Below are 21,973 nucleotides of genomic sequence, written 5' to 3' on the forward strand. Positions count from 1 at the left end.
TATTTTCCTACATAAACCGTTTTAAATTAATGGCTAATTTTGGTGAAATTAAAATAACCAACGTAATAATGAATTGCTTAATGCTTTTTGTTTTCTTAAAAAGATCAAAATAATATTTTGCCGCTTTACGCGATAAATTCATGATATGGGGATAAGCCAAAATATAACTCGCATTAATATCAAAATTACGAGCTTGCTCTACTGTTTTCACATAATATTCGCGAATATAATCAATGGCTTTTTGCGTGTTGGTAGTATCCGTAGACACACTTGAACGTTTAGTATGGAAAGTACAATAAGTCAGTGGTTCATTAATTTTATAAGGTTTAAAACTCGGCTCTTGTAGCAGTTTTAACAAGAAATCATAGTCTTCCAAAGAACGAAGTGCGGTGGATAATCCGCCTATTTTTAAAAACATCTCTTTTTTAATTGCAACCATTGGCATGCCACCAATCTTATTGGCTAACAAAATACGTTCTGTAGAGATTTCTTGGGGTTCAATCGGTTGAGTCACATAAGTAAACCCTTCATTGACCATTTCACACTTAGCTGGATGATAAATAAAATTAATGTCTGGATTTTGCTCAATAACTTGTAATACTTTTTCACATTTTTCCGGCATAAAACGATCATCATCATCGAGAAACAGCAACCAATCTCCCTTTGATGCACGCGCACCAATATTACGACTTTCCGCTGCACCTTGATTCGTTTCATTACGAATCACTGTAACTGGGAAAGAATAGCGTTGCTCAACGACGACTTTTTCTTTTGAGCAATCATCCACAATAATCACTTCAAAATGAGTCGATGTTTGTTGAGTTAAACTTTCTAATAAAGCAGGCACTTCTGCTTTTCGATTATAAGAAGGCACAATAATGCTTAACATAATTCCTTCCTTTAATTAGCCAAATTTTTCTTAATCGCAAAGATTTTTTTCAATGGATATTTCATTAATTTTTTAAACAAATTATTAGATAAAGATCCACGAATACTTTCTAAATTGCTTATCAATACAGGATTTTCAATGACCATGAGAGGGCGAACCACTTTATTTCTTATATTAAAATTCTGTTCAAAGAGTAAAAAATCATCCGCTAACCAAAATGGTTTGTTTTGAGAAATTTGCTGGATAAATCTTCTTGCAGCTGATTTTTTAATAAGATAGCCCACCGTACCAGCAAAATAACTTTTATAAGGGAAAGCGTAATTTACATTGCCTGTTTTTTTGCATAAAAAAGAAAAGGTTGTCGGATAATTAATTTCTAAATCAAAATCATTGAAATCATTAATTTTGGACTGTCCAACCAATACAATTTCAGACTCAAGTTTTTCTGATAAAAGTGCGGTTAAATTTTGCTGAAAATCTGAGTGGAATAAAGCGTCGTCTTCACAAACTAACGCATAACTATCTTCAGCGATTTCGTTGTCTTCAACAATTTTTTGGTACACAGAAAGATGGCTTAATGTACAGCCAATTTCGCCCTTAGTGACATTACGGCTATAATGTGCTTTAAATTGTTCAATATTAAAAATAGCAGCTAATTCATCCCAATCTTTTTGCATGGTATTAATGGCAGAAAAAATTTGGAAATCCTCAGTATTTTTTTGAGAAAAGAATAATTCCCGACGCTGAATATCTTTATCTAAAGAGATCAAATATTTTTTTAACATACAATTATTCCTTATAAAATCGCTTTCCATTCTTCAATAATTTTCTCAATGCCATAATCTTCACTCATTACACGAGATTTGTCTGACATTTGTTGATAAAGTTCAAGATTATTCATTAATAAATCTAAACCATTAACCATTTCTTCAACATTATTTTTTTCACAAAGAAAACCATTTTCTTTATGCTCCACTAATTGCTTGACGCCAGGAGAACAATTAAAGGCAACAATAGGTAAGCCAAATGCCATTGCTTCAATAACAACTAAAGGCAGCCCTTCTGTTTGCGAAGGTAAACAATAAATTGAACTGCGTTCATAATAAAAAGCGACATCATTGGTACGAGGAATAAAATTAACTGAATCTTCAATATCCAATGCTTTAGCAAGATTTTTTAAATTCTCTTCTTCCTCACCAGATCCCACTATTTTTAAATTCCAATCTGGGTGATTTTTTGCTAAAACTTGCCAGGCTTTTAATAAATAATCAAAACCTTTATAAGAAAATAAATGGCCTACAGATAAAATAGTTTTATTTTCCAATTTTGCTAATTTATTCTTTGGTAAAAGCGTATTTGGGTTAGCAATACTGATTATATTGTTCGTTTTAAATTTTTCTTGCCACAGTTTTTTTTCTGACTCGGTTAATGTAACGACTTTATCACATCTTGTTGAAGCTAAATATTTACCGAGAGTGCGAACTAGACGATTTCCAGTAAAGTTAAAAGAATAATGCTCCCATAAAATATGCTTTACATGTAAATTGACTAACGCCAAAGCAGAAAAGAGCATAATCGCACCATCAACCACAATTAAGGTATCCAGCTGCAATTCTTTAACCAATTTTCTTAATTTTTTTGTAATAGAAAAATAATCTTTTTTCAATGAATAGGGCAATTTATTCATTGCGTAAATATTAATTTTTTCATCGACTTGGAAAAAAGGCTTATTACCGCCAATGCTAATAAAAGAAACATCATATCCCTGTTTAGCGAGAGCATTGGCAATATTAATAGAAACTCGCTCCGTCCCACCCGCACTTTCGATATTCATAATAAAGAAACCAATTTTTTTCATCTTAAATTTCCTTATAAATCGTTAATCCAAGTTCTGGGAATGAATCGTAACAAAATTGCCATCTTGGAATACTCGTTCTAATAAAACGAATTTCTACATTAGGATGACTTAATAAATTAAACGCAACTGAACTGAAGAACGTGTAAATAATCACTTTTTTATTCGATAAACTCTTAAATACGTAATCTTCAAAAATGAGTTCTGATTCAACATAATTTACCCCATCTACTCGGTAATCTTCTGCAGGATGAGGGAAATAATAGTCAAAAGGAATCAGATCTTTTAATTTTTTTATTAATGAGATGTTTTCCTCTTTTGTATTTAACAAGGGCTGTCCAATAAAAAATGAGACCTCGCCATCTATCTCACCATCTACTTTATTATCCCATAAGGAAATAGGTTCAACATTGGAAACAATATTTTTGTAATTAGGATAAACCGTATAATGTTTTTTTATTTTTTTAAATAATTTATGCACACTATATTTATCGCCAATAAAAGCTTTAATCAGTTTATATTTAAATGTATCAGGCTCTCTCAATAAATTAGGGTGTGGGAAAATATTATCTGAGCCATCATCAAAGGTATAAAGCTCTTTAAATGAAACATGGCTAAGATAAGTTTGTAGCCATAATGAATTAAGATTGGCGAGAAAAACCTTATCAAAACCTTTGTGCGTAATTTTATTCTTAAGCTGGCGCATTAACTTGAGAGAATCGAAACCTTTTAGATCTTTTCCCGTATCAATGTTCATCGAATCACTACAAACCTCCGCTAATTTACTCGCGTACAAGGTTCTTTTTTTATCCCATACACCACCAAACATGACGCCAAAGAATTGCTCGTTAGGATGTAATTCAATGATTTTTCTCGCAATTAATACTTGCAATGGTGTGCAACAAAGAATGAGATTCATAGGGTTTTACTCACTTTAGATGTCATAAAATAAAGAATAGGAATAATGGAAAGCGAACCAATAATTCCAGCATAAGGGATATATTTAATTTCTGTAAAAGTTAAAGCCACAAGGCTCGCTACATAAATAATTGTAGATAAAACCGAACATTGGGAAATAAGTTTATTTTTACCATAATAGAAAAGATAATTAACTAAAATCAAATAAGGAATACTTAATGTGGTCGAAATTAAAAATAAAATAAAATAATATTTCGTTCCCATAAATTGGCTACCTAAAATCCAAACTAGTACATCTTCAGGTATAATCCACATTATTAAGGCAGGAATAGGTATCAGCAAAAATGAAAATAACGCCCATTTATGTAACTGTTGAATCACTAATTTTTTTTGTTTTAAGGCTTCATAAAAATAGGGAATGATCGCTTTATTAAGTGCTTGAATCGCAATAGAAACGACCAAAGCAAGTTGAGCGCCCATTGCATAAAGCCCTAAATCTGTTTCACTGAATTTGTGATAAATAAAAATACGGTCTAACTGCCCTTTTAAAAAAAAGCTCGCATGATGCAAAATGAGCGGCAATCCAAATCCTAAAATATAAAATAATGCGGATTGATAATGTTTAAATTGATATTTTTTAGATGTTGCACTCTTTCTGTAAAGAAAATAAGAAAAAAGCCAAACGACCAAATTGCTCAATAAAATTGCCAAAATTCTTTTTTGAACAAGATCATTTTGATAATACTCAAGCAATGCGACGGTAAATACCGCACCAGTAACAGTGAGTGAAAATTGAATAAAAGCATAGGACCAAGCCTTTTTCTGGCATTGTCTTACACTTAGCTGAACATTTAAGAAAGATTGAAAAATTGAAGAAAGTGCGGCATAAAATAATATTTCAGACTGAGCAATCCAACAGCCAATTAAAATAATACTGCCAATTATCGTGGTATAAGCATAGCCGGTATTCACCACTAAATTTAATGAACGTTTTCCGTAAAAATAAAAATAACGGGAAATTGCGCCCTCTTGAGTTAAAGAAACCACAATTAAAAATAAACTTAAAAAAGTTTGATAATAAGAAAGTGAGCCATACCCTTCTACGCCCAATTTACGCGATAAATAAGGCAAAAGTAAAAAAGGAACTAACTTTGACGATAATTCCCCAACAAGGTAAATGACACTGTCTTTAAAAACTTTCATAAATATAACCGCACTTTTGATGAATTCGAGCGTTTGTTTATCAAAAAATAAGGGGCTTATTTTAACAAAATCAACATAGACAAGCTATGACTAATCATTATAATGAAACCGCTCTATATCAAGGATCTTATCTATGTTGGAACTAGGAAAACTTCTTACCGCACTTATCGCGCCACCTCTCAATACCTTTGTATTACTGATTATTGCAGCAATTTTTTATCGTGTTCATTTCAAAAAATTAGCCAAATTTATTGCGTTTATCAGTTTCACTTGGCTTTATGTCATGAGTGCGCCTTTTACTGGTTTATTGCTAACAGATAATGATGATTCTCCAGCCCTTACCCTAGATGACTATAAACAAGCTCAAGCCATCGTCATATTAGGCGGTGGATCTTACCCCACTAAAGAACTGTATGCAGAAACTGCTTCTGGCGCACCGCAACTAGAACGGTTACGTTATGCGGCATTTTTACAAAAAGAAACTGGCTTGCCTGTTTTAACCACGGGCTATTCTTTGATAGGCATTTCTGAAGGCGACTTAATGGCAAAAGAACTTAACCAATTCTTTAATGTACCAACACAATGGATCGAAAATAAAGCCAGTAATACGGAAGAAAATGCCAGTTTCACTAAAAATATTTTAGTTAAAGATAATATTCAAAAAATTATTTTAGTAACAAATCAATGGCATATGAAACGAGCCAAATACCTTTTTGAAAAACAAGGATTCGATGTACTTCCTGCTGCAGCGGCAAGCTATGGCAGCAAAGGAAATTTATCTGCAAAATCTTTTGTTCCTGACTTAGGTGCATTGAATAGCAATATGGTTTTATTAAAAGAGTGGATTGGTTATTGGAAAGCCCATTACGCACAATAATTTGCTTATAAAAATGAATCTTCTTTGATGAAAATCACAGATGGCACATATATTTTCGGTTACCATAAAAATCACTCAATTTGATGTAGAGAACAAGTTATGAACGGAATCGAATTACGCATTAAAGGCAAAGTGCAAGGTGTGGGATTTCGCCCTTTTGTGTGGTTGTTAGCAAATGAGCATGGCCTAAAGGGCGATGTAAATAATGATGGACAAGGGGTATTAATTCGATTTGTAAATCCAGAAAAAGAAGCACTCACGCATTTTTTAAAAGATTTACAGGAAAAACTACCGCCCTTAGCTTTAATCACAGATATTCAGCAATGTGAAAAACACTGGGAAAATCCACCGCACTTTGCTGAATTTGTAATCCGAGAAAGCGAAAACAATGCAATGGACACACAAATTGTGCCTGATGCTGCCACTTGCCCCGCTTGCGTAGAAGATTTATTCAATCCTGAAAATCGTCGTTATCACTACCCTTTCACTAATTGCACCCATTGCGGACCTCGTTTTACAATCATCAAAAAAATTCCTTATGATCGTAAAAATACATCGATGTCGGATTTTCCTTTCTGCCCAGATTGTGAACATGAATATAAAAATCCAGCAGATCGCCGATTTCATGCCCAACCTAATGCCTGCCCAGTTTGCGGCCCGCATATCTGGTTACAAGATACCGAACATCAACTCGCAACACATCAAACAGCCTTAAAACAAACCGCACTTTTACTAAAAGAAGGAAAAATTTTGGCAATCAAAGGGCTTGGTGGTTTTCATTTGGCTTGTGATGCACAGAATTTCGATGCGGTTCAATTACTGCGAGATCGTAAACATCGTCCGAGCAAACCTCTTGCCATAATGGTGCCAAGCTTAGATTTTTTACAAAATTTAACAGAAACCGAAATCAAACTACTCACTAGCACAGCTGCACCAATCGTTTTGTTACAAAAAAATAAAGTGTCCAATCTCGCAGAAAATATCGCCCCGAATCTAAATGAAATTGGGGTGATGTTACCGAGTAATCCATTACAGCATTTGCTTTTACGTGAAATCAATCAACCGCTCGTCATGACATCTGCCAATCCTAGTGGCGAACCACCTGTTTTAGATAACGAAAGTGCGGTGAAAAAATTAAGTAATTTAGCAGATTTCTATCTTTGCCATAATCGCGATATTTTGCAACGCACTGATGATAGCTTAGTGAGAGCCTCTTTTGATGGTATGGAAACGCTACGCCGAGCTCGTGGCTACGTTCCTGATGAAATGCTATTGAAAACGGAAAATACAAAAAATATCTTAGCGTTGGGTTCTGATCTTAAAAATACATTTTGCCTACTAAAACAAAATAAAGCCGTTGTTAGCCAACATATTGGTGATACCGCCAACGAGCTTGTGCAACAACAATTAGAAAATAATATCGACTTATTTTGCCAAATTTATCAATTCAAACCAGATTTAATTGTGGTAGATGCGCACTCAGGTTATTTTTCATCAAAAATGGGGAAAAATCTCGCACAAAAATTATCGGTACCTTATGTGGAAGTTTTACATCATCATTCACATATCGCCGCTGTATTAGCAGAACATCGTTGTGATGAAAAAGTCATTGGTCTTGCTTTAGATGGAATTGGAATGGGGGCTAACGGGCAACTTTGGGGCGGAGAATGCTTATTAGTGGATGGAGAACAATCTCAACATTTAGGTGGATTGCCCGCCGTTGCTTTGCCCGGTGGCGATCTTGCAGCCACTCAATCTTGGCGTAATTGGCTTGCTCATCTTCAAAAATTTGTACCCAATTGGCGTGAAATTGCGGCTAAAACTTGTTCCAAATTGCCTTGGGAGCCGCTTTCCAATGCCATTGAACGTAATCTTAATTCCCCTCTTATTTCATCGGCTGGTAGATTATTTGATGCCGTAGCTTATGGATTAGGTATTGTGAGTGACAAACTCTCTTGGGAGGGTGAGGCTGCTTGTTATTTAGAAGCGCTGGCCACACAATCTGATTTTATCAAAGATGAAAAAAGTGCGGTCAATATTCAGGTTAAAATGCCAATCAAAAATAATCAATTAGATTTAGCCACATTTTGGCAAAGTTGGCTGGCTTACAATGATTCAAAAGAAAATAAGGCATTTGTTTTCCATTATGCTCTGGCAAAAGGTTTTGCTGAGTTAGCTCGTCAGCAAGCAAAACGCCACAATTGCAAAACCATTGTACTTTCAGGCGGTGTAATGCATAACCAATTATTACGTCGTTTATTAAAACAAGCGCTTGCAGAATTTAATGTGTTAAGTGCACATCAATATCCAATGGGAGATGGCGGATTAAGTTTAGGGCAAGCGATGATCGCATCAAGATTGTCTAGCTAATGCCAAATTCATTTAAGCAAATGTTGCTTATTAACATATAAAAAACGATCGCAAGTTAAGCGATCGTTTTTTATGAATGAAGGCAATTACAATCGAGTAATTTCGCCTAAATCGCCCCCATCCTTCAAAAATTCATAGAAAAATTCTACCGAACTTTTTACAGCTTCACTCATCGGAAAACCAAAGGAAATAAGATCGGGCTGGATACCAATAAAAATAACCTCAGGAATATCTTCCTCTAATTGCTCGATTAAAAAATTAAGTGGCAAATTATGCTAGTTATACAAAAATGTGGATTTAAAACACAATATTCTACTCCACTTCACCAAGTAGTTTATTCAGTCTAGCGATCTCTTTTCTTTGCATTTCTATTATTTCATTTTTATGTGTTAGTAGTTCTTCTTTATGAGCAAGTTCAGTCTTTAGTTGAGCAAGCTCAAATGTCAGCCCGTGTGAAGAGCCTATGATATTAATATTGCTATCACTTTCCTGAAATAAAACGACATTGCGTTCACCAACTGACATTAACTCAATAATATCCATATCCAAAATATTAACAATTTGTTCTAACTTTGGAATATTTAACCTTGTTTCCCCACGTTCGATTTTAGCGTAACCATTTGTTGACATCCCTAATTTATTAGCCATCTCTTCTTGAGATAAATGTTTACTTTCTCTTAAAAACTTAATTTTTTCATTCACTTTCATACTTAAACCCACATTTTAGGAAGAATTACAAACATTACGTTGTTTGAAGAACATAATGCCAACTAGCATAATATACACGATTTTACCCTCCTAAATAACTATATGGAATCACAAAAATGAATTGGTATATTCAAGTTTTAAAAAATTATGCAACATTTAGCGGACGAGCAAGAAGAAAAGAGTATTGGATGTTCGCGCTTATCCATTTTGTTGTCTTCATTATTCTAAGCATTTTAGATGGAGCCTTAGGAATGATAACCGAATCAGGCTTTGGTATTCTTTCTGGTATCTATGGTTTAGCGACTTTATTACCTGCTTGGGCTGTATGTGTAAGAAGATTACATGATACCAATCGCAGTGGCTGGTGGGTGCTTATCTCAATTATTCCGCTAATTGGTTTTATCGTATTATTAGTATTTATGTGCTTAGATAGTAAGCCTGAAGCTAATAAATATGGCGATGCTACAAAATAATTAAATCTATTTCTAGGAGGGTAAAATGTCAAAAAACACTTGGCAAATATTTAAAGAAGAATATCAGATATTTTGTTCATCTTTAAACATTAAGCAATCGCTTATTCCACTTATCATTATTACATTAACAATACTGATTTCAGTAAAGATCATTTATGAACCAAAATATTTAAGGTGGTCTGCCATTGGAATGAGTGTAGTAGTTTTATGTTGGACTAATCGTCTTCCTAAAAGGTAATTTTTATGAAAAAACTAATTTTGGCTTCAACTGCTTGTTTATTGCTATCCGGTTGTTTTTCTGAACTACCAAAATGTGATGATACTGAAGTAAAAAAAACGTTAGATAGTATGATTACGACTAACTTAAGAACATTAGATCGCTCGCTTAAGTTCATTGATGTAAAAAATATTGAAGAAACAGGATTTAATAAAAATAAAGAAATTCGTCTTTGTACTGCTGATATTCTAATCTCTAATGGAGAAGAAGAAAGTATTATTTACAATATTCACTGGCAAAATAAAAAGAATTCAATGTTTTATGTTGAAATTCAAGAATAACTCTCTCTTAAAATCTACCGAAAAAGGTAGATTTTATTCTATAAAAATCAACTAAATTAGGTTTTATATGAACAAATTACTACTACCTGTAATACTTGGGCTCTGTGCATTCAATACTCAAGCGGTAATGAATCCCAATACCCCTTTAGGTAAAGACACGTCAGGAAAAATAATTACCTATAAAGATTTTGAAAAAGTTTTTATAAAAGAACTTTCAAAAGGTGTAAAAATAGCAGAGAAAAACAATGAAGAAATTGAAGCCTGGGACTTTATTGAAGCAGTAAATGGCATTCGATGTGATGTGGCAACTGAAGTATTAGGAAAGGCACAAAGTACAGAAGGATTAGGCAATAAATATCCTACTGAATTATTCGAAGCAGCAATGCATGTAACAGAAAAATGCTTAATGAAAGAGAAATCGATCTTTAAAGCAGAATAAATTAAAGGACATAAAATGAAATTATTACACAAATCTTTGTGTATCTTTTTATTTGGATTGTCGACTATAAGTCAAGCATCTAAATATAATGATTCTGAATATGAACAAGCATTAGATAATCTTGTTACGTCCATACAAATGTTAGAAGAAGAAAATGTTCTTCAAGATAATCTTGATTATATCAAAACAATGCTATCTGAAATGAAGTGCTTAAATCTCACGCGCGTATCCAGTGATCTTGATGAAAAACCATTAAAAACATCAACAAGATTGCTTGTTAATCAACAAGTAAACGAGTTATTAAATGATTGTAATAAGCCGTCACAAGTTGCAAATACTCAAGTAAAAAATGAAGAATTAAATAAAAAAGACGCTGAAACTTCCAGATTTAGAGGTGTATATGAAAGTTTAAGAGATGAACAACGTTCAGATATTCCATTTAAACTATTAACATCAAATGATAAATATTATTCAAATGGAAAGGAACGGTATTTTAAAGATGTATTAGGAGAAATGGAATTTTTTATTAAAAGGCTAAGCTCAGATAATGTATTAAATTTTAATAATCTTATTGATACTATATCAGGGACTGAATGTTTACTCGCAGCGTCAATGTTTCATAACCTTGTTGAATCAGGTCCTGAACTTAGAAAAACCATTAGTGATCAAGAAATGAAAATAATTATTAAGGTAAGAAATGAAATATTTAGAACTTGCCAATCTCCTAAGCAAATATTTCAACCTGTAGATTAAAAAATAGCAAGCCTACTTTAGGCTTGCTTATTTTTCATCTACAATCTCGTTATTTCAGATAAATCCCCATGATCTCTCAAAAATCCATAGAAAAATTCCACCGCACTTTTTACAGCTTCAGTCATCGGAAAACCAAAAGAAACAAGATCGGGCTGGATACCAATAAAAATAACCTCAGGAATATCTTCCTCTAGTTGCTCGATTAAAAAATTAAGTGGCAAATTATGCGTGCTGACGAAGAACATTTCGGCAATAAGTTCTTTATCGATAATACGAATTTTGCCAACAGGCAATTCCATTTCTGTTGCATCAAAGATAATTAAACGCTTTGGTTTCATGGCTCGGATCTGATGCACAAGATTTTCTGGTGCTGAACCACCATCAAGTGCGGTCCAATTTGGCAACGGATTTTCACTACAAAGCTGAGCAAGATAAGGACCTGCACCGTCATCGCCCATCATTGTGTTACCAACAGTTAGAATTACATTTTCATTCATCACGACGTTTCACCATAATATACATCACAGGTTCACGCTGGATGGAAGCAAGCGTGTCCATTAAAATATCGACCCATTTTTGATGTTCAGGCGAAAAATTAGCTCTATTTTCATCAAGTGCCTTAGCCAATAAATTCACATGACTCGAATCAATCACAATTTCGCCAAATTTCATCAAGCCCGCAAATTTACGTTTTGCATCGCCTTCAGGGAAGGTATCTACAAAACGTTGATAATCTGCATAATCACAAATTAGCAATTTTTTAAAGCAGTCAATTACTCCAACGTGGTGACCAATCGCAAGGGAATAATACATTACTTGCTTGGCTTGCTCTGGAACTTGCTCATCGTTTTCAACAAAACGCTCATTGAGTAAATAGAAAAAAACTTGGGTTGTCATGGTACGTCCTATAAAACTTGTAAAGTAATTTCTTCGCTAATCAATACTGCCAAATCTCCCCTTACCCCTCTTTGCTAAAGAGGGGGATTTCTCTTTAGCAATAAAGCGTCTTCTCTCTCATTTTAATTTTCTGTTCTTAATGCAGAAAACTAGATTGAAATTGACTGCTCTTATTCCCCTCTTTAGCAAAGAGGGGTAAGGGGAGATTTGGCAGAAATCAAAACGGAGCTATTAGTTTATTTAGCAATCATTAGGCTATCCCGAAAACGGCATACTAATTGCATGTAATCGGTTTACGATTTCACTCAAACGAGGATCCGCTTCACGTTCCAAAAATTCGCCAAGGCGAACGCCAAACGGAACCTGATCTTTTTCAGACATCATACTCATAAATTGATTAGCAATGTCTCCACCTTGTCGATAACCCGCCAAACGACGCGCTTCACGTTCTAATTCCACGCGTAAATCTAATGGAATATTTGGGAAACGTAATTTAGCCTCAGCATTAGGATCGGCAATTTCTTGTTTACCTTTGAGTTTTTGATCAAGTAAACCAAGAGCCATTGCAAAACCATAAATTGTCGCCGCTGGGGTTGGAGGACAACCAGGAATATACACATCAATTGGCACAATTTGATCGCTACCGCCCCACACACAGTACAAGTCATGGAAAATACCGCCACCACAACCGCACGCCCCATAAGAAATACAGATTTTTGGATCGGGTGCAGCTTGATAAGCACGCATTGCAGGTGTACGCATTGCACGAGTTACCGCGCCGGTAAATAATAAAATATCCGCATGGCGAGGTGATGCAACAACCTTAATCCCAAAACGTTCAGCGTCAAAGGTTGGTGTAATGGTACTAAAAATTTCAATTTCACAACCATTACAACCGCCACAGTCAACACGATAAACATAAGCGGAACGTTGAATATTTTTCAACAAAGTTTGTTTCATTTTCGCAATGTTTTCATCCACACTAAATGGCGTTGAAATACCATTCACGGGCATTGGGATTTGTGTGTTCATCTTGCAATCTCCCTAACGTGATCAAATAACGCCAATTTCACGCGCATATTGGATTCCATATCGGCGGTTTTTTCCAAACTGTTTTGGCGTTTACAGGTTGGGCAAGTGTTGAGCACCGCTAATTTATGTTTTACCAGCTCATCGTTATCCAATGTTTGTTTGAATAAATCCACGGCATAATTGAGTTCTTTATGAGAAACAAAAGGTTGACCACATTGATGACAAATCGTTGTAGTGAAGGTTGTTTCTTGATAAAGATCCTGTTTATTGCTGACTGATAATTCAAAATCTTGGCTTAAACGAATCGCTTTTGTCGGGCAAACTTCTTCACAACGGCCACAGAAAATGCAGCGGCCTAAAAATAATGACCAAGTACGTTCGCCTGTTTCTGGATCGGTACGCATGGTAAGCGCATTAGCAGGACAAGCCATTGTACAGGCTGCACAAACAATACATTGATCAGAGTTCAGTTCTGGTTTACCACGAAAATCAGGATCAACTTCATAGGGTTTAAACGGATATTTAGTGGTAACATCCCCCGCATTTAATACGGTTTTAAGTAATTTAAACATTGTGCGCCCTCTATTTTAATGGTGAATTTTTACGTTCAATGCCGTAGCGTTCGATTTCTTTGTAAGAAACCGTTTGTGCTTTTCGTTTACGTACATCCACCACAGTCACACGGTCAGTACAAGAATAGCAAGGGTCAAGGCTACCAATGATAAGCGGAGCATCTGATACTGTATTGCCACGCAACATATAACGTAAAGTTGGCCAGTTTGCATAAGTTGCTGCACGACAACGCCAGCGATATAATTTTTGGTTATCGCCAAGCATTGACCAGTGAATGTCTTCACCACGCGGTGCTTCCGTGATACCTAAGGCAAAACGTCCTGGAGTGTAATTGAAACCTTCCGTGATAATCGCACCAGTAGGTAAGTTATCCACCATATAATCAATGATATTCATGGATTCAAACACTTCATTTACCCGCACTTTCACACGAGAAATGACATCGCCACCTTGTTCGGTGAACATATTGAATGGTACATCGCCATAGCCAGAGAAGGGGTGAATTTTACGCACATCACGTGCGAAGCCGGAACCTCGAATCATCGGTCCGACCGGGCTGAAATCACGCGCAACTTGACGATCAAGCACTCCTACGCCCACAGTACGCTGTTCCATATTTGGCGTATTGAGTAAAATATCTACCAAAGTTTTAAGCTCTTCACGCATTTCTGAAATAAGCTTAATGCATTGTTCACGTTGGTGTTTCAACATATCACGGCGTACACCACCGATTAAGTTGATACCATAGGTTTTACGCGCACCAGTAAGCACTTCCGCTAGTGTCATTGATTTTTCACGAACACGGAAGAATTGCATAAAGCCTGTATCAAAACCAGTAAAGTGGCTAGATAAACCTAAGTTCAATAAATGACTGTGCAAGCGTTCCACTTCCAACAAAATTGCACGAATCCATTGTGCACGTTCAGGAATTTGAATACCTAACGCATTTTCGACTGAGTTAGCATAAGCAACGCTATGGGTAAAACCGCATATACCACACACACGGTCAGCCAAGAAATTGACTTGATCGTAATCCATTCGGGTTTCTGCCAATTTTTCCATACCACGGTGTACATAGAATAAACGGTAGTCCGCATCAATAATATCTTCCCCATCGACAAACAAACGGAAGTGTCCCGGTTCATCTGATGTAATATGGAGAGGGCCGATAGGCACAATACGAGCTTCTCCTTTTTCATTAATAAACTCATAGGTTTCCGTTGCCGTAGTTGGATCTGGACGCAAACGGTAGTCCATCGAATCTTTACGTAATGGGTAAAGATCATCTGGCCAGTCATCAGGTAACACTAAACGACGTTGATCGGGAAGACCGACGGCTTTTAAACCATACATATCAAATAATTCACGCTCGCCCCACACCGCCGCTTTAACTTTCGGTGTCACGGAAGGAAATTCGAGTGTAACAGGATCCACGAGTGCTTTAATCGTCACAAAAGTTTTGACGACACCTTCCATAGAAAGCACGTAATAAACGGCATAATGACCATGAATTGAGCGTTCATCGTTACCAAAAACTAATGGCAACCAGCCTTCATGTTGATAGTAAAGATACTCCACCACATCAGGTAACATATTAGTTTTCACCGTTAAAGTCACTTGATTAGGTGTAGACCACTCCTCATCTAAAATGGTATTCGGAAATTTTGCATTAACGGCTTCAATATAATTTTTGCCGAGCATTTTTACCGGATCGACCGATGTATTTTTAGTTAATTCCATTTTTTCCCCCAGTTGTCGATCATTTCGCTAAACTTTGCCAAGGTAAAACTAGCATATCGCCAAAGGACACATGTTCAGATCCAAGCACAATTCCTACCGCACTTTTTAGTAACTGCAAGATTGGCTCTGCAATATGGATACCCATTACAAACATTAACAACAATAGTATGGCCATTGCCGCCAAAGAGACTTTACTGACTTCGCCTGCTTCAACATTGTCAGGTTGTTTGCCAAGCACTGTTTTTAATAACATCAAGGCAAGTCCTGCAAGCACAATGGTAAGTAAAATTAAGCATAAAATAACTAACCAAGTTTTACCCGCTGTAATCCCTGCGACCACAACACTAAATTCACTCACGAATACGTTAAATGGAGGGATACCGCCCAATGCCAACGCACCACCTGCGAAAAGCACCGCACTCACTGGTGCAACACGCCATAATCCACGCACTTGATTCATATCACGGGTTTTATATTTCAATAGAATATTACCCGATGCACAGAATAATAAGGTTTTCGCAAGACTGTGATTAATAGTGTGAAGTAAACCTGCAAATACCCCAATTGGGCCACCAAGACCAAAAGCAAAGCTGATTAAGCCCATATTTTCGATACTTGAGTAAGCAAGCATACGTTTAATATCAAATTGCACGATGATAAATAACGCCGCCACAAGCACTGAAAGTAAACCAAAGATTAACATTAAGGTTTGTGGAAATTCTGCGCCAACTGCTTTTGAAACTAATGTGTAGTAACGCAACACCACAAGCATTGCACAGTTTAATAACACTGCTGATAAAATTGCACTCACTGGGCTTGGTGCTTCACTGTGTGCGTCTGATAACCAAGTATGCATTGGAAATAGACCGCACTTCGTGCCGAAACCAATCAATACGAAAGCGAATGCGATATACATCAACATTGGGTTTAAACCAGTAGCCTGTTGATTCACGGCTGACCAGAAAATCGCTTGGCTTGGATCGGCAAGCACGCCATTTGCATTAGCAAAGGTTAAAAGTGTGCCGTATAAACCGAACGCGACGCCCACAGAACAGATGATGATGTATTTCCACGCGGCTTCAAGGGATGTTTTTTGTTTGTAAGTACCGACCAAAAACGCGGAGCTTAATGTTGTCGCTTCAATGGCAACCCACATTAAAATCAAGTTATTGGTGATAACTGATACAATCATTGTAAAGAAGAATAAGTGTAAGAAACCGTGGTAATGTGCATAGGTTTTAAAATCAATATGCCCTTCTTCCAATTCTGTGTTCATATAACCGATCGAATACACACCAGCAAGTGAACCCACGACAGCAATTAAGCCTAAGAAAATAGCAGAAAGACTATCAACATACACCCAGTTGTTAAATGCACTGATACTGCCTTTTTCCAACACGCCAGAAATGACTTGTACGGAAAAGAACAACATCAAAATTAACCCGGTAATATGGAATGCGGTACAAACTGTCCGATTTTTTGTTCCGCGTAGTGCAAAGCTTTCAAAAGCGATGACTAAAGGTGCGACTAATAACGCAATTATCCATTGTTCATACATAGCGTTACCCCTTCAAACTCATAAGTTGTTTAGCATCAACAGTGTTGAAAGTGCGGTAAATTTTATTCACCAACACCACCATAATGATGACCGCAAAAATCGCATCGGTGGCAATGCCGATTTCAACTAATTCTGGCGCATTGTTGGCAAGTAAAGCCAAAGTTAAATGCGCACCGTTTTCCATTAAACAATAACCGAAAACTTGTTTCACAATATTGCGTTGGCTCACAATACACACTAAACCTAAAAGGAAGTGGCTAAGTGATACTGACAACGCTGGTTTTAAATGTTCAACTAACGGTAAGTTCACTGGAATGACAACAAAGTAACATAAGCAAACGATGATAGATGTGATCGGGATCAACCAAGCGACATTCATTCCTGCAGGAGTTTGACTTTCGTCAATTTTTCGTAAAGAAAAGATTAAAATTCCTGGCACTAATAATACTTTCGTGATGAATGCACTAATGGACCACATATAAAGTTCGTGAGCTTGCATTTCAAATGCCAAATAAACGAATAACACCACCAATACAAGAGACTGTAAGCCATAGCACAACGCGGATTTTTTTGCGGTTTTTGCCATAATGACACAAAGCGATGTAATGATGAGCAAACTCGCTAATACATTGATCATTAACATAATTCTCTCCTTAACCCGCAAGACCTAACCAATAGGCAGCGATAAAGCTAGAACACACAGACATCACCATTAAAATCACTAAAACAAATGTCATAGAGAATGGTAATGGTTGTGCATTTTGCACGTCTTCAGATGGTTTACCGATAACACATTGACCAAATTTATAAAGCAACCAAACAAATGTTGCCGTAGATTCAATCAACGCAATCACCATTAACCAAGTTACCCATGAATATTCTTGTCCAAGGTCAAAACCTGCGGCAAATAATGGGAATTTGCTGAAGAAACCGTTAAACGGTGGCACACCAGCAATAGCCAATGCGGCAATACCAAATCCTGTACCAACAACAGGCATGGTGCGCATAATCCCTTGTAAACGAGGCATTGAACGTGTGCCTGTGGCATAACTCAATGAACCTGCAACTAAGAAGAATAAACTTTTCGCAAAGGCGTGGTTAAAGATATAAGCAATCGCTGCAACAAAGGCTAATTTAGAACCTAATGCTGCAAGAGAAAGCCCGATGAAAATGTAAGAAAGTTGAGTAATAGTTGAATACGCAAGTAAGCGTTTTAAATCCGCTTGTGGCAAGTACATTAAGAAACCATAAATCAATGTAATCATTGCCATCACAATTCCCACTTCTCCCACAATGTGAGGAATTTCACCAGCAGACATCACAGAACGAGCGAAAATATAGACGCCCACTTTTACCATTGATGCGGCGTGCAAATATGCACTGACTGGTGTTGGAGCTTCCATCGCATTTGGTAACCAAATTTGCATTGGAAGTTGCGCTGATTTACCCCATGCGGCAAACATCACGCCAAATAACACGATAGTTTTCGCTTCAGGCGTAAGATGTTCTAACGCGGTGATAGAGAATGTGCCGGATTGGCTAAATAAATAAGCCGCAGCAAGATATAAACCTAATGAACCTACGTGAGTGATAATCAACGCTTTCATCGCTGCCGCCATTGCTTTTTGGCTTTGATAATAGCTGATTAATGCCCAAGAACATCCCCCAGTGATTTCAAAGAAAAGCAACTGACCCGCCAAAGTTGATGAATACACCAAGCCTGCCATTGCACCGATGAAGATCAATAAGAAAGCATAAAAACGAGGTAATCCGTTATGCGGATGTTCGCGGTTTTTATCGGTTAAATAACCACAAGAATATAAGCAAATTAAGAAACCTAAACCCACAACGGCAAAGGCAATTAACGTACTTACTGCATCTAAGGTCACGCCGAAGATGGCGGTATCACCAAATTTAACTAAATCATAGGTGACAGATTGTGCGCCATTTGCATACCACTGCCCAGCCACAGCAAGTGTGCCAAGGGTAGCAAGTGCGGCAAAAATTGTGGCAATTTTTGGGAAAGATTGTTTGTTCAACCCCACAATAAACGCACCGACAAACGGCAAAATGATTGTAATTAGTGCTAAACGTTCCATATTTCCTCCTTACAATCCTGTGAAGTAAAACACAAACGCCAACACTGAAATGCCGAAACCAACCACAGTTAAACGTCCTGTTAGCATAAAGCGGGTACGTGCCAATGTGTTTTCAAACACACATGCGGCGATAAATACCACGAGTAATTTCACAAAGAAAGAAACGATACCTAAAATGACCGCACTTACTGTGAATTCTTGTGCTGCACCGAATGGGAAAAGCACGCTCACAAAGATAGAGGCAACTACCATTGATTTTAAACTCAAACCAACTTTCAATAAGGCGAAAGAAGGGCCTGAATATTCAGTAAGTGGGCCTTCTTGAAGTTCTTGTTCTGCTTCAGCTAAGTCAAATGGAATTTTGCCCATTTCAATAAAGATCGCAAAAGCCGCGGCAACTAAGGCAATTACTGTTGCAACAGGATATTGCCAAGGTTGGCTAGAAAGTGCGGTGCTAATAACTGCAAAATTTGTAGAACCTGCAATTAAAGCAATCACAATGAATGCCAACATTAAGATGGGTTCAACAAGTACGCCTAATGTCACTTCACGGCTTGCACCTAAACTTGAGAAAGTACTGTTGGAATCCAAACCCGCAATTGAGAAGAAAAAGCGGAACAACGCGAACAAATAAATAACGGTGATTAAATCACTGCCCGCCCCAAAAGGTGAGTAATGAGTAAACATGGGTAAACTCATCGCAATCACCATGACTGTGCTAATTAACACATAAGGCATAACACGAGATACCCAACCCGCATTATCTGGCCAAATATTTTGACGCGTCATTAATTTAGCAATGTCGCGATAATCTTGTAACAAGCCCGGGCCACGACGAGATTGAATACGAGCCCGAATCATCCGTGAAATGCCTGAAAAGAGCGGTGCCAAAGCGAGAAGAATTAACGCTTGCACAATGGCTAAAAGGAACATTCCAGCGGAAGTGGAAATTTCTGAAGGTAATGAAATCATAATTTCCTCCTACATCAACGCAATGGAAAGTAATAACACAACCAAGGCAATCACGAAATACACGCAATAAACGCGGAAGTCGCCTTGTTGTAGCCATTGAATTTTACGACCTAACCATGGGATAAAATGCGCAATCGGCATTGTTACTTTTTCTTCCCAGAATGGTTCTGTTTTGGTCGCACCTAAAATTAATGCATTGATACCTTTTGCACCAGCAGGCGCAGGATCAAGCACTTGACGCAAGGTATAAAGCGGTTTGAAGATAATACGAAGCGGACGAGTAAAACTACCCGCAGAGGCTGCCATATCCATTTCGTAAGCATAACCACAAGCCCAAGGATTGCCTTTTGCACGATCTGACATACGATTGCCTTTAGTGTAAGCATAATACATAAACGGCAATACAAAGAATGCAATCAACATAATGCTCACCATTGGTGTAGAAAGCACAGTATTCGGTGTATTGCTTGCTACCACTACGCCATTTTCTGCTAAATTAAGCATTTCATTATGAGAAAGTGCGGTTGCAATATTGGCAATTATTGGAGTTACCACAGAAGCACCCACGCCTAAAAGTACGCAGAATAATGCCAAGATTGCCATTGCTATCACCATTGGTTTTGGCACTTCGCGTGCATGTGCTGCTTTTTCGCTGCGTGGAGCACCACCAAAGCTAATACCATACACTTTTACGAAACAAAGTGCGGCAAGCGCACCTGTTAAGGCAAGCATAATGATTGCAACAGGGCCAGCGATACGTAATACCACATCATTGTGTTGGCTTAGGCTGAATAAAGATTGATAAGTAAACCATTCACTCACAAAACCGTTAAACGGAGGTAATGCAGAAATTGCCATAGTACCAATCAAGAAACAGAAAGCAGTAAATGGCATTAGTTTGCCAAGTCCGCCCATTAAATCCATATCTTTTGAATGTAAACGGTACATCACAGAACCAGCCCCCAAGAACAATAAGCCTTTGAATACCGCATGGTTAAGTAAGTGATATAAACCACCAAGTAAACCGACAATAGCAAGCACTGGATTATGAATGGCCATACCAATCATACCGACACCCACACCCATCATAATAATGCCGATGTTTTCTACGGTGTGATACGCCAAAAGTTTTTTGATGTCATGTTCAGCTAAGGCATAAAGTACGCCAAGCACAGAAGAAACTGCACCAAAAGCAAGTACAATCACACCAAACCACATATTGTGTGCGCCAAGTAGATCAATACCAACTTTGATAATCCCGAAAATACCGATTTTAACCATCACACCAGACATCATTGCAGAAGCATGAGAAGGTGCAGCTGGGTGAGCTTTTGGTAACCAGCTATGTAATGGAATCATCCCTGCTTTTGCACCGAAACCAAGAAATGCCAAGATAAATACCGTAAAGGCTAAAGGCATTGAAAGCTCGGTGTGGCGGAAGGCTTCAAATTCAAAGCTACCTGCGTAGCAGTAGAAAATAAAGAAAGCGATCATAATCAACACAGAACCAGCGTGAGCAATGAAGAAATACAATAAGCCCGCATTGGTTGCGTTGTCGTCTTGTTCGGTTAGTACTAAGAAGTAAGATGCCAAAGACATCATTTCAAAGAACACTAAAAAATAGAAAGCGTTATCGCTGGTGACTAAAGCAACCATTGAGGCGATAAACAAATTCATAAAGAAGCCCATCGTGCCAGCGCCTTTGCCAATGTATTCTTTCACATAGGAAAAGGAATAAAGTGCGGTGATAATAACCATTAAAGAAATGACACACACCATAAACGCAGCTAATCCGTCAATGCGGATTGAAAATTGGGCGAAGTCGAAAGGGGTTGAAAACACATCAACGACCGTATCATTGCTGATAAGCACGGGAATGCAGGCAACAACGCCTAACAAGCCACCAAGTACACCGGTCACGCCGGATATATTGATTGAAAGTTGTTCATTTTTTCGCACAGCGAGAGAAATAAACGCACCAACGACATAAATCAACAAGGACGTGATGAGTAAACTGATTGAAGAACTCATAATTTCACTCCATTGATTAACGAGTAAA

Annotated in this window: 23 protein-coding genes and 1 pseudogene; 7 read left to right on the top strand and 17 right to left on the bottom strand. The window is 37.2% G+C overall.

The window, feature by feature from the left end; translation table 11 throughout:
- Positions 1–7: 7 nt before the first annotated feature.
- The 5 genes from lsgE to lsgA are packed head-to-tail and all read right to left on the bottom strand — an operon-like array spanning position 8 to position 4,865.
- Positions 8–889 (bottom strand): lipooligosaccharide biosynthesis N-acetyl-glucosamine transferase LsgE, encoded by an 882-nt coding sequence (gene lsgE / locus DV427_RS09055; protein WP_114892104.1) that lies wholly within the window; start codon positions 887–889, stop codon positions 8–10.
- Positions 890–900: 11 nt separating this feature from the next.
- Positions 901–1,674 (bottom strand): lipooligosaccharide biosynthesis galactosyltransferase LsgD, encoded by a 774-nt coding sequence (gene lsgD, locus DV427_RS09060; RefSeq protein WP_114892105.1) that lies wholly within the window; start codon positions 1,672–1,674, stop codon positions 901–903.
- 11 nt (positions 1,675–1,685) lie between these two features.
- The gene (gene lsgC, locus DV427_RS09065; protein WP_114892106.1) at positions 1,686–2,747 is read right to left on the bottom strand and encodes a lipooligosaccharide biosynthesis family 4 glycosyltransferase LsgC; all 1,062 of its coding nucleotides are present in this window, start codon (positions 2,745–2,747) and stop codon (positions 1,686–1,688) included.
- A gap of 1 nt (position 2,748) precedes the next feature.
- Complete coding sequence (gene lsgB, locus DV427_RS09070; RefSeq protein WP_114892107.1) at positions 2,749–3,663, bottom strand: lipooligosaccharide biosynthesis sialyltransferase LsgB; 915 nt, start codon at positions 3,661–3,663, stop codon at positions 2,749–2,751.
- The gene (lsgA, locus tag DV427_RS09075) at positions 3,660–4,865 is read right to left on the bottom strand and encodes a lipooligosaccharide flippase LsgA (RefSeq protein WP_114892108.1); all 1,206 of its coding nucleotides are present in this window, start codon (positions 4,863–4,865) and stop codon (positions 3,660–3,662) included. The genes lsgB and lsgA overlap by 4 nt, the downstream gene beginning before the upstream one ends.
- Positions 4,866–4,998: 133 nt before the next feature.
- On the opposite strand from lsgA, the gene DV427_RS09080 reads away from it, so the two are divergent.
- Entirely contained in the window at positions 4,999–5,742 is a 744-nt protein-coding gene (locus tag DV427_RS09080) for a YdcF family protein (RefSeq protein WP_114892109.1), read from the top strand.
- 99 nt (positions 5,743–5,841) lie between these two features.
- Complete coding sequence (gene hypF, locus DV427_RS09085; protein WP_114892110.1) at positions 5,842–8,112, top strand: carbamoyltransferase HypF; 2,271 nt, start codon at positions 5,842–5,844, stop codon at positions 8,110–8,112.
- Between the two features lie 86 nt (positions 8,113–8,198).
- Here the strand turns inward: hypF and hycI (DV427_RS09090) are convergent.
- Positions 8,199–8,387: pseudogene (gene hycI / locus DV427_RS09090) on the bottom strand (hydrogenase maturation peptidase HycI); the annotation flags it as partial.
- Between the two features lie 37 nt (positions 8,388–8,424).
- Positions 8,425–8,820, bottom strand: a complete 396-nt coding sequence (locus DV427_RS09095) for a helix-turn-helix domain-containing protein (protein ID WP_114892111.1) — start codon at positions 8,818–8,820, stop codon at positions 8,425–8,427.
- A 116-nt stretch (positions 8,821–8,936) separates the two neighbouring features.
- Here DV427_RS09095 and DV427_RS09100 point away from each other — a divergent pair, with 116 nt between their 5' ends.
- The 5 genes from DV427_RS09100 (at position 8,937) to DV427_RS09120 (ending at position 11,043) form a co-directional block, all read left to right on the top strand.
- Complete coding sequence (locus DV427_RS09100) at positions 8,937–9,293, top strand: DUF805 domain-containing protein (protein WP_114892112.1); 357 nt, start codon at positions 8,937–8,939, stop codon at positions 9,291–9,293.
- 25 nt (positions 9,294–9,318) lie between these two features.
- Positions 9,319–9,531: a hypothetical protein gene (locus DV427_RS09105; protein WP_114892113.1), complete on the top strand. Its 213-nt coding sequence runs from the start codon at positions 9,319–9,321 to the stop codon at positions 9,529–9,531.
- Positions 9,532–9,536: 5 nt separating this feature from the next.
- Entirely contained in the window at positions 9,537–9,851 is a 315-nt protein-coding gene (locus tag DV427_RS09110) for a hypothetical protein (protein WP_114892114.1), read from the top strand.
- Between the two features lie 67 nt (positions 9,852–9,918).
- Entirely contained in the window at positions 9,919–10,290 is a 372-nt protein-coding gene (locus DV427_RS09115; RefSeq protein ID WP_114892115.1) for a hypothetical protein, read from the top strand.
- Positions 10,291–10,305: 15 nt separating this feature from the next.
- Positions 10,306–11,043, top strand: a complete 738-nt coding sequence (locus DV427_RS09120) for a hypothetical protein (RefSeq protein WP_114892116.1) — start codon at positions 10,306–10,308, stop codon at positions 11,041–11,043.
- Positions 11,044–11,081: 38 nt separating this feature from the next.
- Here the strand turns inward: DV427_RS09120 and hycI (DV427_RS09125) are convergent, their stop codons facing one another.
- From hycI (DV427_RS09125) to hyfB, 10 genes are all read right to left on the bottom strand, one after another.
- Positions 11,082–11,540 (bottom strand): hydrogenase maturation peptidase HycI, encoded by a 459-nt coding sequence (hycI, locus tag DV427_RS09125; protein ID WP_114892117.1) that lies wholly within the window; start codon positions 11,538–11,540, stop codon positions 11,082–11,084.
- Positions 11,533–11,940: a formate hydrogenlyase maturation HycH family protein gene (locus DV427_RS09130; RefSeq protein ID WP_005631954.1), complete on the bottom strand. Its 408-nt coding sequence runs from the start codon at positions 11,938–11,940 to the stop codon at positions 11,533–11,535. Before DV427_RS09130 ends, hycI (DV427_RS09125) begins: the two co-directional genes overlap by 8 nt.
- Before the next feature lie 255 nt (positions 11,941–12,195).
- Positions 12,196–12,972: an NADH-quinone oxidoreductase subunit B family protein gene (locus tag DV427_RS09135; protein WP_005626090.1), complete on the bottom strand. Its 777-nt coding sequence runs from the start codon at positions 12,970–12,972 to the stop codon at positions 12,196–12,198.
- Entirely contained in the window at positions 12,969–13,544 is a 576-nt protein-coding gene (locus DV427_RS09140) for a formate hydrogenlyase complex iron-sulfur subunit (protein ID WP_005626087.1), read from the bottom strand. Before DV427_RS09140 ends, DV427_RS09135 begins: the two co-directional genes overlap by 4 nt.
- A gap of 10 nt (positions 13,545–13,554) precedes the next feature.
- On the bottom strand, positions 13,555–15,285 hold the full coding sequence (locus DV427_RS09145) for a hydrogenase large subunit (RefSeq protein ID WP_114892118.1): 1,731 nt from the start codon (positions 15,283–15,285) through the stop codon (positions 13,555–13,557).
- Between the two features lie 19 nt (positions 15,286–15,304).
- Entirely contained in the window at positions 15,305–16,843 is a 1,539-nt protein-coding gene (locus DV427_RS09150) for a hydrogenase 4 subunit F (RefSeq protein WP_005634691.1), read from the bottom strand.
- 4 nt (positions 16,844–16,847) lie between these two features.
- Positions 16,848–17,486 (bottom strand): hydrogenase 4 membrane subunit, encoded by a 639-nt coding sequence (hyfE, locus tag DV427_RS09155; protein ID WP_005626080.1) that lies wholly within the window; start codon positions 17,484–17,486, stop codon positions 16,848–16,850.
- A 10-nt stretch (positions 17,487–17,496) separates the two neighbouring features.
- Positions 17,497–18,942, bottom strand: a complete 1,446-nt coding sequence (locus tag DV427_RS09160) for a hydrogenase 4 subunit D (RefSeq protein ID WP_009499957.1) — start codon at positions 18,940–18,942, stop codon at positions 17,497–17,499.
- Between the two features lie 9 nt (positions 18,943–18,951).
- Positions 18,952–19,914, bottom strand: coding sequence for a respiratory chain complex I subunit 1 family protein (locus tag DV427_RS09165; protein WP_114892119.1), 963 nt, complete (start codon positions 19,912–19,914; stop codon positions 18,952–18,954).
- Positions 19,915–19,923: 9 nt separating this feature from the next.
- Positions 19,924–21,945: a hydrogenase 4 subunit B gene (gene hyfB / locus DV427_RS09170; RefSeq protein ID WP_114892120.1), complete on the bottom strand. Its 2,022-nt coding sequence runs from the start codon at positions 21,943–21,945 to the stop codon at positions 19,924–19,926.
- Positions 21,946–21,973: the final 28 nt, after the last annotated feature.

The organism is Haemophilus haemolyticus, assembly GCF_003351405.1.
Classification (GTDB): Bacteria; Pseudomonadota; Gammaproteobacteria; order Enterobacterales; family Pasteurellaceae; genus Haemophilus; species Haemophilus haemolyticus_N.

Bases quoted from the DNA above. Each gene is read 5' to 3' on its own strand.
- lsgC (WP_114892106.1), bottom strand. From the start codon at position 2,747: ATGAAAAAAATTGGTTTCTTTATTATGAATATCGAAAGTGCGGGTGGG.
- hyfE (WP_005626080.1), bottom strand. From the start codon at position 17,486: ATGTTAATGATCAATGTATTAGCGAGTTTGCTCATCATTACATCGCTT.
- DV427_RS09095 (WP_114892111.1), bottom strand. From the start codon at position 8,820: ATGAAAGTGAATGAAAAAATTAAGTTTTTAAGAGAAAGTAAACATTTA.
- DV427_RS09110 (WP_114892114.1), top strand. From the start codon at position 9,537: ATGAAAAAACTAATTTTGGCTTCAACTGCTTGTTTATTGCTATCCGGT.
- DV427_RS09165 (WP_114892119.1), bottom strand. From the start codon at position 19,914: ATGATTTCATTACCTTCAGAAATTTCCACTTCCGCTGGAATGTTCCTT.
- DV427_RS09135 (WP_005626090.1), bottom strand. From the start codon at position 12,972: ATGAACACACAAATCCCAATGCCCGTGAATGGTATTTCAACGCCATTT.
- DV427_RS09115 (WP_114892115.1), top strand. From the start codon at position 9,919: ATGAACAAATTACTACTACCTGTAATACTTGGGCTCTGTGCATTCAAT.
- DV427_RS09160 (WP_009499957.1), bottom strand. From the start codon at position 18,942: ATGGAACGTTTAGCACTAATTACAATCATTTTGCCGTTTGTCGGTGCG.
- lsgB (WP_114892107.1), bottom strand. From the start codon at position 3,663: ATGAATCTCATTCTTTGTTGCACACCATTGCAAGTATTAATTGCGAGA.
- lsgD (WP_114892105.1), bottom strand. From the start codon at position 1,674: ATGTTAAAAAAATATTTGATCTCTTTAGATAAAGATATTCAGCGTCGG.
- DV427_RS09105 (WP_114892113.1), top strand. From the start codon at position 9,319: ATGTCAAAAAACACTTGGCAAATATTTAAAGAAGAATATCAGATATTT.
- DV427_RS09140 (WP_005626087.1), bottom strand. From the start codon at position 13,544: ATGTTTAAATTACTTAAAACCGTATTAAATGCGGGGGATGTTACCACT.
- hycI (WP_114892117.1), bottom strand. From the start codon at position 11,540: ATGAATGAAAATGTAATTCTAACTGTTGGTAACACAATGATGGGCGAT.
- hyfB (WP_114892120.1), bottom strand. From the start codon at position 21,945: ATGAGTTCTTCAATCAGTTTACTCATCACGTCCTTGTTGATTTATGTC.
- lsgE (WP_114892104.1), bottom strand. From the start codon at position 889: ATGTTAAGCATTATTGTGCCTTCTTATAATCGAAAAGCAGAAGTGCCT.
- DV427_RS09080 (WP_114892109.1), top strand. From the start codon at position 4,999: ATGTTGGAACTAGGAAAACTTCTTACCGCACTTATCGCGCCACCTCTC.
- DV427_RS09130 (WP_005631954.1), bottom strand. From the start codon at position 11,940: ATGACAACCCAAGTTTTTTTCTATTTACTCAATGAGCGTTTTGTTGAA.
- hypF (WP_114892110.1), top strand. From the start codon at position 5,842: ATGAACGGAATCGAATTACGCATTAAAGGCAAAGTGCAAGGTGTGGGA.
- DV427_RS09120 (WP_114892116.1), top strand. From the start codon at position 10,306: ATGAAATTATTACACAAATCTTTGTGTATCTTTTTATTTGGATTGTCG.
- DV427_RS09100 (WP_114892112.1), top strand. From the start codon at position 8,937: ATGAATTGGTATATTCAAGTTTTAAAAAATTATGCAACATTTAGCGGA.
- lsgA (WP_114892108.1), bottom strand. From the start codon at position 4,865: ATGAAAGTTTTTAAAGACAGTGTCATTTACCTTGTTGGGGAATTATCG.
- DV427_RS09150 (WP_005634691.1), bottom strand. From the start codon at position 16,843: ATGTATGAACAATGGATAATTGCGTTATTAGTCGCACCTTTAGTCATC.
- DV427_RS09145 (WP_114892118.1), bottom strand. From the start codon at position 15,285: ATGGAATTAACTAAAAATACATCGGTCGATCCGGTAAAAATGCTCGGC.